The sequence below is a fragment of the Nostoc sp. C110 genome (assembly GCF_043099725.1).
Classification (GTDB): domain Bacteria; phylum Cyanobacteriota; class Cyanobacteriia; order Cyanobacteriales; family Nostocaceae; genus Nostoc; species Nostoc muscorum_A.
In genome coordinates this window covers 909135-924648 of sequence record NZ_CP171148.1, presented here as the reverse complement: position 1 = coordinate 924648, position 15514 = coordinate 909135, and the positions used below count along the sequence as shown (strand labels likewise).

The window sequence follows — 15514 nt, the reverse complement described above, 5'->3', positions numbered from 1 at the left end:
ATTTACGCTCACTTACTTAAGTTAGCTAGTGAAATGATTAAGTTGCGCGATCAATTTTTTGCACTTCTTCTTCAGATAGTTTCACATTGATAGCTTGTGCTGAGTCTTCAATGCTAGAAACCTTGCTAGCTCCAGGAATTGGTAAAATAGCGGGCGATTTGGAGCGTAACCACGCTAGAACGATACTATATACCGACACGCCTTTTTCTTTAGCTAAGTTAGCGATCGCATGAATGTCTTGTAAATCCTGATGGCGACGTTTACCACCAAAGGGACTCCAAGGCAAAAATGTCAATTCTTGCTGTTCGCAATACTTCAACACGCCGTCCTTTTCTGGCTGTCGTTGCCAAGGGCTGTATTGATTCTGCACTGAGACAATATCTACTACGTCTCGCGCCCGCTTAATTTGTTCAACGGAAAAGTTAGAAACTCCCACAAACCTAATCAAACCTGCTTCTACTGCTTCTTTCACTGGCGCAAGGGATTCTTCAATGGTGTACTTACTATCGGGAGAATGGTATTGCCAAACATCGATGGGTTTAGTACCACCTAACGCCTCAAAACTGACTCGAATTGTTTCGCGCAAATGTTCTGGGTTGCCGTTGCTTGTCCAGTTGCCATCGGGACGCATCAAACCACCCTTAGTTGCCACAATTACTTGGCTAACATCGCCTTTGTAACTAGTAAGCGCCTTGTGAATTAGTCGCTCGTTGTGGTGTTTTTCAGACTCATCTTTGCAATAAGAGTCGGCAGTGTCAATAAATGTAATACCCAAATCCAAAGCCCGATGAATAACTTCGATTGATTGCGATTCAGGAGGGCGATTAGAAATTGACATGGGCATACCGCCCAAACCGATCGCACTTACAAATACACCAGTTTTTCCTAGCTGTTTGGTTTCCATGCTTCTAGCTATAGCTTTCTGACCCAATTATCCCAGCTAGTCAAAGCTTTTTGAGCGATTTATCATAAATCCTCCCTAGTACTTAGATTTGGTGATAAGTGAATGGGCTACTAAGGGAATACTCTACTCAGGGGTTAAGTATTCTATACACAAGCACCGATGAAAATTGTCGAGGAAACCCGTACCAGATTGCAGTTAAAGCATCAACCACTCAGATATTGGTTCATCGGGTGGTGCATTTTTACTGCCTGCTTAAGCTTTTTGATTTACTGCTTATTTTTTGAGTCTGCTTCAATCAGTCTCAATTGCGATCGCCTCTCGCCAAGCAAAATTAATTGTGAATTGAGACGGTTTAATTTGCTGGGAAGGATGGAGAAACTCAGAATGTTTGATCCCAGTGAAGCATACATTCTCACAAAGACTGGCAGCAAAGGGTCGAAAAGCTATCAGGTTATAATTGTGACTCCATTTAAAGATTTTCCTCTTTTATCCCATCTTAGCTATGAACAAAATCAAGAATTTACCTTGAAAACCAACGATTTTATCAACTCTAGTAAAACTTCTCTATTGGTACAGCAAAATCAGCAAAATTATCTATTTTTCTTAAGTTTATCTATATTAATTATCATGGCGGTCGCTGCTTTTTTTGCAACATCACCTGTAACTACCTGCACCTTCTATAAGAGTATCGATAAGGTCTTTATCGAACGTAAAAGTCTTCGTGGCAATCAAGTTATTGAACATCCACTAGAAAATATTCTGCGTTTTGACATCCAAGAAAAGCAATATAAATACTCTAAGCTTTATCGGTCTGTAATTGTGCTGAAATCTTTCAAAGAAATTCCAATCAATCCACAATACACTGATGAAAGAAGCGTTAGATATGCAGTTTCTAGGATACTCTCATTTCTAAAACTTTAACAAAAACTATCCCCACTACTTACCACTATGCCCATAGACTGAAGTCATAGATCGCTGACTTATCTAGAAAGCTGGGGATATTGTCTATCAAAAATGATTTAGGATTTGCTATATAGACACGAAACGCTTAGATTAAAGAAGTTTGAGTCACTTTCAACTGAAATTTTACATCCAGCATTCTCCATTAGTACCATTCTGACTCAACTAAAAATACTCACTTTGTCAGTTTGTCTATTTAGACTATGTTTGGTACATAAAATAAGAAGCCTACATGATTGGCTGTTATTCTAAACTTGACATAAAGCATTGTGAGTGCTAAAAGACGACTGCCAGAAACTATTGCCCATGTCAGAATCACCCGCCAATCTTGGCAACACGGCTTCCTTGAGGGTGAAGTGAGTGCAGGTGAATTTGAGTGGCATTTCCAGTGGCATTTTCGCCGGGGAGAACTTGCCGTCAAGCCTTCCCAAGGCCGCGCTTTAATCAAAGAACCCCTTGGTCGATTTTTGGAGCAACAAGATTATCAGCTAGAGCCTGGAGGAGATTATGCTTTTACTATTCGGGCGGAACTTTAAAAGTTAGGAATTAGGAGAGACGCGACGAGTTGCTACAACAGGGGGAACCCCCGCAACGCGCTGGCTCATTAATCGCGTCTGTACAAGAGTTAAGGATCTCATCAAAAATATAGGTCTGAAACCCCGTGCTTCACACAATGCTTTCAAGTAATGAGTAATGAGTGGATGAAAAATGGGTATTTACTCATTACTTATTACTTATTACTCATTACTCCTTCTTAAGAGTGCGTACCCTTCTCCTGACGGAGACGCTGCGCGAACGGGAAGGCCAAGGGCGAACACGCCGGGGAGTATGTCAATCCTCACTCTTGACTGCTGAGTGTTGATTCTGTGAGGCGGTTTAAATATCTTTCGATTAAGAGAATGGCAACAATGTCATCTATTGGTCTTGGAGGCTGTCGTAGACCTTGTGGCAATAGCTTTGTTAGCCCTTTGGGTGGGAACATTTGCCAATAGCGATCGCGTGCTTCTAAGGTTGTGTACCGCTCATCCACTAAAATAATACTCAGAGGTTCTGTCAATTCCTGATATAATTTTTGTCTCCACTGCTTGGCTGTAGTTTGGTCGCCCATCACCATCAAGGAGATCGGAAACTGTTGACGCAGTGTTTCAATGGTAGCGATCGCCTCTTTTGCTAGCACGACTTGATGATAATACAATTGTCGATCCAGTCCCATCACCGCTAACCCACACTTATCTCGACCTGGATCAAACCCTAATATGACTGGTTGCGTTGGCGAAAATTCGCGTAAAGTCATAAGAAATTAAAAATAAAAATTGAGAATTAGAAATCAATAAATGCAATCACAGCAACTATTTTGACTGCTGTTGAATATGTTTAAATCTTACTAATAACAGTGTGCAAATAATGTTTTAAGTACTAAAAATAATTTTTCCGTTGACTATTGCCACTAATTTTACTCTCAATGGCCCGGCTGTATAAGTGTCCTCTGCTGCGATCGCTTTGATTTCTAAGGGTTGATTATACTGTCTTAATTGGGCGACAAAGCGCAAGAAAGTCCCCTCTACTTGCACATCCTCGACAATTCCGGCATTACGAGCGCGAAATTGGGAAGCAGAAATCAGTATTTCCAGCCTTTGCTGTAACTGATAGGATGTCATGGTTTTGGAATCGGCACTAGTTGTAGCTAGGACTGCGCCTCCCGAAAAAACCAATTGATTTCGCGCTGTATCGGCGAAAAACTCTATCTGCTTTTCTCCCCTGACGTAATTACCAGCCGAGAAAATTCGCACCACATATTCTTGACCATCGCTAATCTGCTTGCTCAATTGGTCAATCCTATCCTGAGTCACGCGTAGTAGCTCTACATTGGCAGGATTTGCCCCAGGCTCACTTAATTCGAGGTTGGCGTTGCGATTGGCTTCTTGTAAAAGTTGTACCACTGCCCGACGAGCCGCAGCAGGTTGGGTAACACGAATTACAGCAGCAGACAAAACTTGACCGCGAACTAAGGCCAACTTACCTAGACGCAGGTCTCGGTAAGACTGATAATATTTTTCCAGCCTGGCAACTTCTAGTTCTAGTTGCTCTTGTTGCGCTTCCAATTCTTTCAGGCGCGATTCCCGTTTGGCAATCACTTCCTCTCGTGCTGCAACTTCTACATTCCGCTTTTGAATCAATTGATCGAGTTGGCCAATTTTTTTATCGCGTTGTTCTATGGCTTCTTGACGGTTAGCCAGTTCGCGATCGCGTTTTTCAATAGCTGTTTTGGCTTCGTCAATCGCTTTTTTCGCTTCAGCGTACAGTCTTTGTCGTTCTGTCTTCAGTAGTTCAACTGCCGCCTGTAGCTCTTTTCTTTGATTGGAAACGCTTTGCAACTCAGCTATAGCTTTTTGGTACTGAGTTACAACTTGTCCTAGCTGACCTTGAGTGCGTTGGAGTTGAGTTTGAGTTTGAGCTTGTTGACTAATGGTGCGGTTCAACTGAGCTTGTGTTTGGAGTTGTTTGGCATTCGCTGCCTGTAAAGACTGATTAATTGCCTGTAAGTCTTGTTGTGCTTTTGCTTGGGCAATTCTTGCTTGATTTAGCTCACTTTCTACCTGACTTTTCTGAGTTTCTGCGGTTTTTAGCTGTTCTCGCTTCTGTCTGAGGTCTGTTTGAATATCTTCTAATTCAAAGACTCCCTTTCGCAAGCCTTCATCGGCAGCGAATAAAATTCCTAATGTTGATGCTGAAATCAAACCGCCCGTAAAAATAGTTACCACTACAGCAGTATTTTTCGGACGAAGCTTAAAAAGTGAGAGGCGGGCTTTGCCAACTCGTGTGCCGATGCGATCGCCCACGGTGGCAATTACGCCTCCCAAGATTAAAATTGCTGCGATGAGGATGTATCCGGTGGTCATCTTTAGCTACCGAAATCCTTCCAGATACAGCCTACTACTTTTAAGCATTGTCTGCGGAGAAGTGGAAGTTGGCAATAGCTGAAATTATTCAATTTTAGATTTACCTCTAGCTATTAGTGTCATCTTTCAAAATAGAACACGCGCCGATTCCCCTTTCTCCGATTGATTTTATGTGAATTGCCTACTTAAGGTAACAGGTTTATGCACAGTAATCTTCTTTTTGTGGATAGAAATCATCTTTTTCTCACGCAAATCCCCTAGTAGCCTAGTAACGGTAACACGAGTTGAACCAATTGCTTCTGCGATCGCCTGATGAGATAACTTCAGATCAATAGTGATCCCATCAGCACAAGGAACGCCAAAATCCCGACAAAGAATTAACAAAAAACTCACCAACCTAGAACCCATATCTCGGTGAGCGAGAGTTTCAATCATCATCTCTGTCTGTAAAATGCGCGAAGAAAGACCCCGCAGCATTAACATTGATAATTCTGGATTTTCCTTGAGTGCTTGCTCTACTTGTTCAATTGGGGCTGACAGTAATTCCACAGGGGTAAATGCAACCGCATGGTAAAACCTATCCGACTTATTTCCTGTCAGCAATGACAAAACACCAAAAACACTATTTTCCCGAAGCAATGCTACTGTTATTTCCTCTCCTGCCTCGTACACCCTAGAAAGTTTAACAGCACCTTTCAAAAGAAAATAAACTCGTTCGGCAGGATCGCCAGGAAAAAAGATCGTTTTATTGCGTTCAAACGTTTCCACAACTGGCGGAAACGCCCCGGTCGCCATCTGACGAAATACATTTGCTAGGGCTTTATCTTGTGTCACGATCATCTCCCTTCCCCTACCCAATGCCGGAAAAACAAAAACTGATTACCTAAGAATACACCCGAAAAATGAATAAAGCACCGTCAACCTTTCTGTACTTTCCTATACTCAAACTAATCGCTTCATAACTGTTTGTTTATAATGATACATAATTGTTGATCCTTTCAGCTACTAATTGTTGATAAGTAGTTCCAATAACTGTATTAAAAAGGGTTTTTTAAAGAACAAATAAAGATATCTTGAGAAAATCTTTAGGAAAAATCAAGATTTTTGTCATAGCAAACACCCTTCTCAATATTCATTTTTGCAAATCCTGTATAAAACAAAGACAAACGTGCCTCAGATTCTAGTATGCTCCTAATGATCGATCGCATTAACAATTTCTATGCTGAATCTGACTGGAAAAAATGCTCTTGTTACAGGTATTGCCAATAACCGCTCGATCGCCTGGGGCATCGCCCAACAGCTGCATAAAGCCGGAGCAAACCTGGGTATTACCTACCTGCCGGATGAACGCGGCAAAATGGAGAAAAAAGTTGCGGAGTTGGTAGAACCCCTCAACCCAAGCTTATTTCTTCCTTGTAATGTCCAAGATGAAGAACAGATTCAATCTACCTTTGAGACAATTCGTGAGCAATGGGGGAAGCTAGACATTCTCATCCATTGTCTGGCCTTTGCCAGTAAAGACGATTTAAGTGGAGACTTTAGCCAAACCTCTCGTTCTGGCTTCAACACTGCCTTAGAAATCAGTACCTACTCGCTGGTGCAGTTAAGTGGTGCAGCGAAACCTTTGATGACTGAGGGAGGTAGTATCGTCACGCTGACATATTTAGGCGGTGTTAGAGCAATTCCTAACTACAACGTTATGGGAGTTGCGAAAGCAGGATTAGAAATGAGCGTGCGTTACCTAGCTGCTGAACTAGGGCCGCAAAATATCCGCGTCAATGCCATCTCCGCAGGCCCCATCCGCACCTTAGCATCTTCAGCAGTTGGTGGAATTTTGGATATGATCCATCATGTCGAAGAAGTAGCCCCCCTGCGCCGTACTGTCACTCAGCTAGAAGTGGGTAATACTGCCGCTTTTTTATGTAGTGATTTGTCCAGTGGTATTACCGGACAAGTTCTATATGTAGATGCAGGATATGAAATTATGGGAATGTAAGATAATTGGGGCATGGGGCACTGGGCATTGGGCATTGAGTATTAGTAAAATTCTTGCCCATTAGTCATTCCCTCCCCATTCCCCATTCCCCATTCCCCATTCCCAATGCAAATTAGCAAAGTTAATTCAAACTACGACCAGTCAACTAAAACCCCTCGGATTGCCACTGTTCACCGTACTACTGGTGAAACTGATGTACAAGTTACCATCAATCTCGATGGTAGAGGAACTTGTACGGCAGCAACAGGCATTCCGTTTTTGGATCACATGTTGCATCAAATTGCCTCCCACGGGCTGATTGATATAGATGTCCAAGCCAAGGGAGACTGGGAAATTGATGACCATCACACCAACGAAGATGTAGGCATTACTTTAGGCCAAGCTTTCAACCAAGCACTAGGCGACAGAAAAGGTATTGTCCGTTTTGGTAATTTTCTTGCGCCATTGGATGAAGCTTTAGTTCAGGTAGCGTTGGACTTTTCGGGACGGCCTCACCTCAGCTACGGCTTGCAAATTCCTACCCAGCGCGTAGGAACATACGACACCCAACTCGTGCGCGAATTCTTTGTGGCACTGGTGAACCATAGCCAAATGACACTGCACATTCGGCAACTGGATGGCATTAATTCCCACCACATCATAGAGGCGACATTTAAAGCCTTTGCAAGAGCAACACGGCTAGCAGTGGAGATTGACCCCCGTCGTGCTGGTCTAATTCCCAGTTCTAAAGGCGTTCTCTGAAAGTAGTCAAATGAGGCATTAGTTATTTCCTCTCTAGTCTCCAATCCCCAATAATTGACACACGGCTTGGTGATGGTTATTATCAGCCTACTAGGTAACTTGTAATTAATACCAAGCTGGTAATTAGTGGTTGAACCAAGATGAAGTCTGTTGCAGATGACCCTGATTCTCAACTTAATATGGTAGACACTCCGCCAGTAGTCCTAACTTCTGAGTTGCGAAAAGTCTATCGCACTGGTTTTTGGCTAAATCAAAAAGTCGTATCTCTCAAAAACTGTTCTTTAACGGTTTACAAAGGCGAAACCTTTGGGTTGCTAGGTCCAAACGGTGCTGGTAAAACCACCCTTTTAAAATTGTTGCTGGGAATTATTCATCCCACTTCTGGACGGGGATTGTTATTGGATAAGCCTATAGGCGATCGCAGTGTTAAGCAACATATTGGCTATTTGCCAGAAAATCCCTATTTGTATGACTATCTCACTGGCTGGGAATTTTTGCAGCTAGCTGCTGGACTATTCCAAATTCCCCAAAGTGTCCAACGCCAACGCATTCCCCAACTGCTGGAATTAGTGGGTTTATCCCAAGCTGATGCTCGCAAAAAACTTTTACGCCGCTACTCAAAAGGAATGCTACAGCGTGTTGGTATGGCGCAGGCGCTAATTAACGAGCCAGATTTGGTTTTTCTGGATGAACCGATGTCTGGTCTTGATCCGGTGGGACGTTACCAAATGCGGGAAATCATCCTGGCACTAAAAGCTGCTGGAAAGACGATTTTTTTCAATAGCCATGTTCTTAGTGAAGTAGAACAGATTTGCGATCGCATTGCCATCCTTGCTCAAGGTGAACTAATTTGCTCTGGTTCCCTTAATGAACTGTTAGGCGTAGACAACACATATCATGTAAAAGGTCAAGGTGGTGACTGGGAAATTCTCAAAAAATGGATACCCACTCTCAGATTTGAACCTGATGGTTCCTGGCAAGGTACACTACAAGACGATTACTATGATTTCCTCGCTAGTGTTCGTCTGATGGAAGGTAAAATTATTGCCATGAACTTGTCGCGTTACTCCCTAGAAGAGTTTTTTATTCAACAAATTCAAAGAAAAAATAACTCAGTTAATTAATTTCGTTGCCAAATACTCAATTCTAGATTTGTTTGAGCAACGTATATACGTGGTATCTTTTTACAGAATAACCTTAAATTTCAGCCTTTTTGAGTTTGTCTTTGCTCAATCCAACTCACAAACAACTAAATTCCCACCTTTTTCAAGGTTATTTGTAGTTAATCAATAATGGAGTTCATAATTTTTGCAAAAATTACTACTAATAGAATATTTAGAATCACAGTTTAAGTGTCATTTAATTGACTTTAGTAGAAATGGGTTATTCGTAAGTACCAATTTACATAACAGACAATTGTTTATATAAACTGCGTTTATCTGCGTAAGTCACATATTTTTTGAGAATCCCCATATTCAAGTTTGCTCAACTTTAAAATAACTTCACTAAAAATTCAAATTTAAGAAACAAATTTCCTCCGGAAAATTACACTTTTCGGGGAAAATAAGAGTGTTGGGGAACTTGAATACTTAGGTATAGTCAAAATAAAAATGTTTAGACAGTACTTTATTAATCGTAGTTTCAGAATCTAAGGTAAATATGCTTAACACAAGTTTGTTTAAATTCAAATTCCTAACTCAGCCAGTTGTGGGTGTGGCTTTGTTAAGTGCTGTCAATGTCGCTGTGACATTTGCGAGTCTAGCTCAGGGACAACCATTACCACCAACTACACAAACACCAAGCACACAAACACAATTAGATACTAATTATTCATTAGGAGGCGGCGATCGCATCCGGGTAAATGTATTTGAAGTACCTGAATATACAGGAGAATACCAAGTTCCCCCAGGTGGAGCAATCAACCTACCTTTAATTGGCAGTGTGTCAGTCCTCGGTCTAACAACTGAACAGGCTGCTGACGAAATTGCTAGAAGATATGCTCGCTTCCTCAAACGTCCCTTAATCTCAGTCAATCTGTTATCGCCTCGTCCTATCAATGTTTTCGTTGCCGGAGAAGTGACACGTCCAGGAGCTTACACTCTTAGCTTGAGCGGAGGCGCGGGAGACAATCCAGGCGTACAGTACCCCACTGTATTAGCCGCATTGACAACAGCACAGGGCGTAACCTTGGCTGCGGATGTGAGTCAAATTCAATTAAGGCGTAAAATAGGACGTTCTTCAGAGCAAGCCGTTAGCGTCAATTTGAAGGAACTCATTCAAACGGGGAGGTTATCACAGGATATTACCTTGCGTGATGGAGACACCATAGTTGTACCAACAGCAACCAACTTCAACGTGGCAGAATCTCGTAATATATTTGCATCTAACTTTGCTGCCAGCCAAACCACGCCTCGCACGGTAACAATTATCGGTGAAGTTAATCGTCCCGGTTCGTATCTTGTCACCCCAGCCAGCACAGATGCTCAGGGGGGCGCAGCAACTAACAGTGGTACTGCTAATCCCAATGGTCTACCAAATGTGACACGGGTTATTCAACTAGCTGGAGGAATTACAGCACAGGCTGATGTTCGTAATCTCAGGCTACGTCGACTTACAAGAACTGGCTCAGAACAAGCTATAGATATTAACCTTTGGCAACTATTGCAGAGTGGCGATGCTAGTCAAGACATCATCGTGCAAGACGGAGATACGATTGTTATTCCGACGGCAACTGAGATTAACCCCGCAGAAGCTACTCAATTAGCTACCACTACTTTGTCTCCTACACGCATTCAAGTTGGCGTGGTAGGTGAAGTTAAAAAACCAGGGTTAACAGATGTTCAGCCGAATAGCTCTTTAAATCAAGCTATACTGGCAGCTGGCGGATTTAATGATGCCAGAGCTAGTAGCAGTGCTGTTGATTTGATTCGCCTCAACCCTAACGGTTCTGTCACTAAACGCATAGTAAAAGTGGATTTTTCTGCTGGCATTAATGAGCAAACTAATCCCATACTCCGCAATAATGATGTTGTGGTAGTTAACCGATCGGGTTCCGCTAAGACTGGCGATACCATAAACACTATAACTGGTCCTCTCGGTGTTATCTTTAATCTTCTGAACTTGTTCGGACTCTAGTTTTAGACACAGATGCAAATTGGGGGCGTTGGTTAAACTTCTCCGTCCCCAAAATTACAATATATATATAGTCAAAAAGATTGCTCTTGGTGTATTCCCTTGCGAGAGAGCAATATTTATCTCTCTTGAACTGTCCTCCACAATAACCACCTCTTTTATTAACTGAACTTACGCACTCAAAACAAGAAAGCTCGATCCCTCTTAAAAAAAAAGCGAGTCTCTCTTACGCGTAAGTATTAGTTAAATTACAGCAGTTGCCAGTAAATGAAATACACTTCTCCCCAACGCTTTCCAGATACTCTTATTTGACCATAGGATAAGAGAATACTAGAGTACATAATAAATTCTTTATATTTTATACTAAATTTTATAAAAGTCTAAGCCTTATTACTGAGCTTCAAATTCCGTAAACCGAAAGCTATCACTGAAGTTTCTGAATTTGTCATTGATATACCCTTTAAAACTTTGTTTTAGTTACTCTGATTTTTTATGATAATGAGAATACTTTAGAAGGTAAAGATTGTATAATCTACTCCCTGCAAGACTTGGTTCCTCCATATAATTATCATTATCATAAGAATTATTTAAGTAAAATAACTGTTTAATGACAGATATACTATCTTAACTACAGATACCGCGTATACACAGTAGAATGATGTCCAATTGGAAATGATGTCATTTGTACGGTTGGTTAGTGTCCATTAATGGGATGACTCTGCATACTGAAAACTTTTCAGTAATTTTACCAGATGGCTGCCTTTTTTTAACACTACTTAGAAAGACATTTCAGCAATTTTTGCGTGGAAATGCTCAGGTGTAAACCTGATAAACCGTTTATAAACTTACAAATGGCAGTTACACGACCGTATCCAATACTGACTTACTGACCAAGGCTAGAGTTACTGACCGTTGACGATTCAGTTTTTGCAATATACCCTATTTTTCCCTATGATGATTCATGGTTTAGGCTTTCTCAGTTTAAGTGCATCTCTTGTACTCCCCTGGGCGTTAACAGGTCTGGTTCAAGGACAGAGAATAACAGAGTCTTTAGTTAAAGACGTTCGTCAGTTATCCACCGATCAAAGCACACCACTACCAAGTCGCAAGCTGCTCAGCCAGGCTACAACTACAACATACTATGTTAGTGGTAGCGGAAGCGACAAAAATAGCGGACTCACTCCGTCATCTGCCTTTAGGACAATTCAAAGAGCAGCAGACCTAACTAGTCCTGGCACTACAGTACTGATCATGGACGGAGTATACAAGAATAGTAACCCCAATGGCTCAGTACTAGTAATTAAACGCTCTGGAACGGCAAATTCATGGATTACTTATAAGGCATATCCTGGAGATAAGCCAAAAATCCAGCACAATGGATGGAATGGAATTTCCATTGAGAATGGAGCCTCATATATTGAGGTAAATGGTCTGGAGGTTGCAGGGAACAATACCAATATAACCCTGAGTTATGCGTTGAGTCAGAAGTATAATAAATCCAACCCACTGACGAGTGGAAACTGCATAAATCTAGATGGACGAAAAAATGGTCGTCCCCACCACATACGTATTCTCAACAACAAGGTACATGATTGTGGTGGTGGGGGTATTTCAGTTATTGAATCGGACTATGTAACAGTGGACAACAACGAGGTATATAATAATGCCTGGTACTCTCCGTATGGGGCTAGTGGCATTTCACTGCTCAACAATTGGAATTATGATAAGAACCAGAACTATAGGATGTATGTTACCAGAAACAAAGTCTACAACAATCAAATGTTTGTTCCCTGGTATTACAATGGAAAGTTCCAAGACGGTAATGGTATTATTGTTGATAAGTCACGAGATAATGGGTATCAAGGACGTACTTTGATTGCCAACAATATCTCATATAAAAATGGTGGTACGGGCATTCATACCTTTGCAAGCGACCATGTGGATATTGTCCACAACACAGTTTATCTGAATAACCAGACTAAGGAAATTACTCACGGACAAATAATGAGTAATTATTCAGGTGATGTCAAAGTTATCAATAACATCATTTATGCTGCGCCTAACAAAACAATAAGCACGAATAATAAAAGTACCAACACTACTTTTAACTACAACCTCTACAACAACAATGGTTCTCGTGCGGTTTCTGTGGGACCTAATGATATTATGGCAGATCCACAATTTGTAAATCCCTCAGGTGGTGACTTTAGAATAAAGGGAACTAGTCGGGCCATCAATAATGGTTTTAAGTGGAATAATTTGAAAAATGATTATTTTGGTAAACCTCGTCCTGTCGGTGCTGGATATGATATTGGGGCACACGAATATCAGTAACCGTAATATTGTGTCCTGAAATCTACACCCAACAATCTACAACACAGGATTTAGTTCTGTCAGGCTGAAGTCTAGAGTTATACAAAATAATAAGCCTACCTGTGAAAGTAGGCTTATTGTTTTTTGGCTAAATAATTAAACAGATATGATACAAGTATCCCAACAAAATTAATTATTGATGTTTTACTAGGCAAGAATTTCAGCCAAGTTATGTGTAATTAATCCTCTACTATTATTTACCAGTTATGGTATTAAATTAACTGGTAAGACAAAATCCTAATTTATTTAACTTAATTTATACAGAGGTTTTGTCTGGAATACGTTTTTTTAGCTTTGTCTCTTTTGCCAAATCTTGATGAGTAAAGTATTGTTTAACATGGTTGAAATAACTACTAGATTCATTTTTATCAATGATACCATTCACAACTAAACCTAATACGTTGTGACTGGATCTCTCTAGCATTTCTTGAGCAGCAGATGCACTGTTAGAATCAATTACCCCAGGTCGAGCTACTAACAAAATCCCATCAGTCATTTGGCTTATAGTCAAAGCATCGGCTGCCAAAAGCAAGGGAGGAGCATCAATAATTACAAAATCATATTTATATTGAGATGAAAAACTTTCAATTAGCGATGCCATTCGCTTTGAGTCAAGCAAAGCAAGTGGATTGGGAGGTCTAGAGCCAGCAGTTAAGACATCAAGATTATCCATTACTTTAGATAAAGCAACATCAAATTCAGTCTGACCTATAAGAACTTCACTCAAGCCATCTGCATTACTTACTTCCCACAGATGATGCTGAGAAGGAACTCGCATATCTGCATCTATTAGTAAAACTCGACGTCCTAATTGAGCGATCGCTGTTGCCAAATTAGCTGAAACTGTAGACTTGCCTTCTTTAGGAACTGCGCTAGTTACCACAATAGTTTTCAGCACTTTATCTGAACTCAGGAATTTCAGATTCGCTTGAATCATTCTGTACATTTCGCTAGTTAAAGAGTAAGGCGTATCTCTGACAGCAATTGTTTGATTTATTGATTCTGCGTTTGAATAACGGGAGCGAATCTTTTTAACAGACAAAGGCACAATGCCTAACAAAGTATATCTAAATATATCTCTGATTTCTTGAAGGGTTTTCAGAGATCTATCTCTCATACCTAGAACAAGAACTGTTGTAGTAGCCAAGAATAAACCGAACATTACTCCTAGCACTAAAACAATAATTTTTTTGCTTTCTACAGGCTTATCTGGCACTATAGCCTGAGCAATAATCCGCGAGCTGGCTGTATTTGTATTCTCAACTAACTGTAATTCTTGAACCTTTTTTAACAGAGTTTGATATGTTGATTCTGCGACTTCAACTTTTCGTTCTAACTCCCTCTGATTTTGTGCTAGTTGGGGTATGAGTTTAACGCGCTTTTCGTATATAGAACGGGAGTTATATAAAGAGGAGAGTCTTTTTGCTAAACCAATGCGCTGTATTTCTGACTGCAGAAAATTTTGGATCAGGTTTTGTCTTAGTTCTCCAATCTGTAATAGGTTCTGTGAAACTTCTGTTTTATTGCCAACAGTCTGACCAATTTGCTGTTGTAAGAGAGATTTTAAGCTAGCTTTCTTTGCTTCTAAGTTAACAACTACAGGGTTGTCATCTAGGAAACGGCTACGCTCAATTGCCAGCTGTCGGTCAGTTTCTTGAAGTTGTGCAAGAACTCCCTGCACTGCCGGTGACTGACTGATGGCACTCACAGCGATCGCTTCCTGAGAATTTAGCTCTACTTTCTGGCGCAGTTCATTGGTTTGGGCGTTTACCTCATCCAGCTGAGCCTTAACAGTATTCATCTCATTGTCTAGATTTCCAATAGTTGAAACAGCTGACTTTGTCTCCTCTGACAGGTCTGCTATCTGATACTTCTGTTTAAATATACGTAGTGCTACTTCTGTATTATTAACAACTTCTTGAGTTTTAGGAAGCTGCCTGGCAATAAATTGACGAGTTGCTGCCGCCTCAGAGCGATTTGTCAGAATATCATTATCTAAATAAAGACTCATTATTGTGTTGACCACTGCTGCTGATTGCTCGGGGTCAGGGCTGGTATAGCTAATTCGCAATACATCTGTTGCACTAACAATTTTCAGGGTCAAAGATTTCCGCAGCTTTTCTACTTCTAGAGGTTTACCTTCTTTATCTTTCAGTTGTAGCTTATCTATTGTCCTCTGCAATAAAGCAGGGGAAGAAATAACTTCTATCTGAGTGTTTATCGGATTTTGAGTTGCTAGCAGTGATTTTAAATCCCCTGCATCTCCTCCTTCTGTATTACTAGGCAAAAGACTAGATCCTACTACTTTAAAAGAAGGAATTCTAAATAATAGTTTTCCTTCGGCTTCATAGGATGGCTTCATAAATTGTGTAGCTATAGCACTGAGAATAACTGTAGCTGTAAATATCGCAGCAGCAGGTAGCCACCATCGTTTCAATATGAATAGGTAACGACTGAGGTCTAAATCAATAGATTCTCTAGATTCCGTAGATTTTTCTGACATAAATC

12 protein-coding genes are annotated in these 15514 nt (G+C 40.8%); 7 read left to right on the top strand and 5 right to left on the bottom strand.

The genetic code is table 11. The annotated features are described in order from the left end of the window. Positions 1–37 precede the first annotated feature (37 nt). Positions 38–904 carry an aldo/keto reductase gene (locus tag ACFFRD_RS09680; RefSeq protein WP_392481297.1) on the bottom strand — a complete coding sequence of 289 codons (867 nt, stop codon included), beginning with the start codon at positions 902–904 and terminating at the stop codon, positions 38–40. Between the two features lie 159 nt (positions 905–1063). Here ACFFRD_RS09680 and ACFFRD_RS09675 point away from each other — a divergent pair, with 159 nt between their 5' ends. Further along, a complete protein-coding gene (locus tag ACFFRD_RS09675; protein WP_392481296.1) occupies positions 1064–1825 on the top strand; it encodes a hypothetical protein in 762 nt (253 codons plus the stop codon). 305 nt (positions 1826–2130) lie between these two features. After that, complete coding sequence (locus ACFFRD_RS09670) at positions 2131–2400, top strand: DUF3146 family protein (RefSeq protein WP_372726526.1); 270 nt, start codon at positions 2131–2133, stop codon at positions 2398–2400. A gap of 302 nt (positions 2401–2702) precedes the next feature. On the opposite strand, the gene ACFFRD_RS09665 is transcribed toward ACFFRD_RS09670, so the two are convergent. The 3 genes from ACFFRD_RS09665 to ntcA all read right to left on the bottom strand — a co-directional run bounded on the left by ACFFRD_RS09665 (position 2703) and on the right by ntcA (position 5604). Next, positions 2703–3158 (bottom strand): pre-16S rRNA-processing nuclease YqgF, encoded by a 456-nt coding sequence (locus tag ACFFRD_RS09665; RefSeq protein WP_392481295.1) that lies wholly within the window; start codon positions 3156–3158, stop codon positions 2703–2705. Between the two features lie 115 nt (positions 3159–3273). Further along, positions 3274–4764 (bottom strand): DUF3084 domain-containing protein, encoded by a 1491-nt coding sequence (locus ACFFRD_RS09660; protein WP_114080423.1) that lies wholly within the window; start codon positions 4762–4764, stop codon positions 3274–3276. Between the two features lie 168 nt (positions 4765–4932). Next, the gene (gene ntcA / locus ACFFRD_RS09655; protein WP_010998529.1) at positions 4933–5604 is read right to left on the bottom strand and encodes a global nitrogen regulator NtcA; all 672 of its coding nucleotides are present in this window, start codon (positions 5602–5604) and stop codon (positions 4933–4935) included. A gap of 379 nt (positions 5605–5983) precedes the next feature. Here ntcA and fabI point away from each other — a divergent pair, with 379 nt between their 5' ends. The 5 genes from fabI to ACFFRD_RS09630 all read left to right on the top strand — a co-directional run bounded on the left by fabI (position 5984) and on the right by ACFFRD_RS09630 (position 12967). After that, positions 5984–6760: an enoyl-ACP reductase FabI gene (gene fabI / locus ACFFRD_RS09650; RefSeq protein WP_114080424.1), complete on the top strand. Its 777-nt coding sequence runs from the start codon at positions 5984–5986 to the stop codon at positions 6758–6760. Positions 6761–6865: 105 nt separating this feature from the next. Then, complete coding sequence (gene hisB / locus ACFFRD_RS09645) at positions 6866–7501, top strand: imidazoleglycerol-phosphate dehydratase HisB (RefSeq protein ID WP_114080425.1); 636 nt, start codon at positions 6866–6868, stop codon at positions 7499–7501. Positions 7502–7641: 140 nt separating this feature from the next. Beyond that, on the top strand, positions 7642–8625 hold the full coding sequence (locus ACFFRD_RS09640; protein ID WP_392481294.1) for an ABC transporter ATP-binding protein: 984 nt from the start codon (positions 7642–7644) through the stop codon (positions 8623–8625). 535 nt (positions 8626–9160) lie between these two features. After that, positions 9161–10636, top strand: a complete 1476-nt coding sequence (locus tag ACFFRD_RS09635; protein WP_114080427.1) for an SLBB domain-containing protein — start codon at positions 9161–9163, stop codon at positions 10634–10636. Between the two features lie 909 nt (positions 10637–11545). Then, complete coding sequence (locus ACFFRD_RS09630) at positions 11546–12967, top strand: choice-of-anchor Q domain-containing protein (RefSeq protein WP_392481293.1); 1422 nt, start codon at positions 11546–11548, stop codon at positions 12965–12967. A gap of 295 nt (positions 12968–13262) precedes the next feature. Here ACFFRD_RS09630 and ACFFRD_RS09625 read toward each other — a convergent pair whose 3' ends face one another. Continuing rightward, positions 13263–15509 carry a polysaccharide biosynthesis tyrosine autokinase gene (locus tag ACFFRD_RS09625; protein WP_114080429.1) on the bottom strand — a complete coding sequence of 749 codons (2247 nt, stop codon included), beginning with the start codon at positions 15507–15509 and terminating at the stop codon, positions 13263–13265. Between the last annotated feature and the right edge of the window lie 5 nt (positions 15510–15514).

Bases quoted from the DNA above. Each gene is read 5' to 3' on its own strand.
- ACFFRD_RS09660 (WP_114080423.1), bottom strand. From the start codon at position 4,764: ATGACCACCGGATACATCCTCATCGCAGCAATTTTAATCTTGGGAGGC.
- fabI (WP_114080424.1), top strand. From the start codon at position 5,984: ATGCTGAATCTGACTGGAAAAAATGCTCTTGTTACAGGTATTGCCAAT.
- ntcA (WP_010998529.1), bottom strand. From the start codon at position 5,604: ATGATCGTGACACAAGATAAAGCCCTAGCAAATGTATTTCGTCAGATG.
- ACFFRD_RS09640 (WP_392481294.1), top strand. From the start codon at position 7,642: ATGAAGTCTGTTGCAGATGACCCTGATTCTCAACTTAATATGGTAGAC.
- ACFFRD_RS09680 (WP_392481297.1), bottom strand. From the start codon at position 904: ATGGAAACCAAACAGCTAGGAAAAACTGGTGTATTTGTAAGTGCGATC.
- ACFFRD_RS09665 (WP_392481295.1), bottom strand. From the start codon at position 3,158: ATGACTTTACGCGAATTTTCGCCAACGCAACCAGTCATATTAGGGTTT.
- ACFFRD_RS09675 (WP_392481296.1), top strand. From the start codon at position 1,064: ATGAAAATTGTCGAGGAAACCCGTACCAGATTGCAGTTAAAGCATCAA.
- ACFFRD_RS09635 (WP_114080427.1), top strand. From the start codon at position 9,161: ATGCTTAACACAAGTTTGTTTAAATTCAAATTCCTAACTCAGCCAGTT.
- ACFFRD_RS09625 (WP_114080429.1), bottom strand. From the start codon at position 15,509: ATGTCAGAAAAATCTACGGAATCTAGAGAATCTATTGATTTAGACCTC.
- hisB (WP_114080425.1), top strand. From the start codon at position 6,866: ATGCAAATTAGCAAAGTTAATTCAAACTACGACCAGTCAACTAAAACC.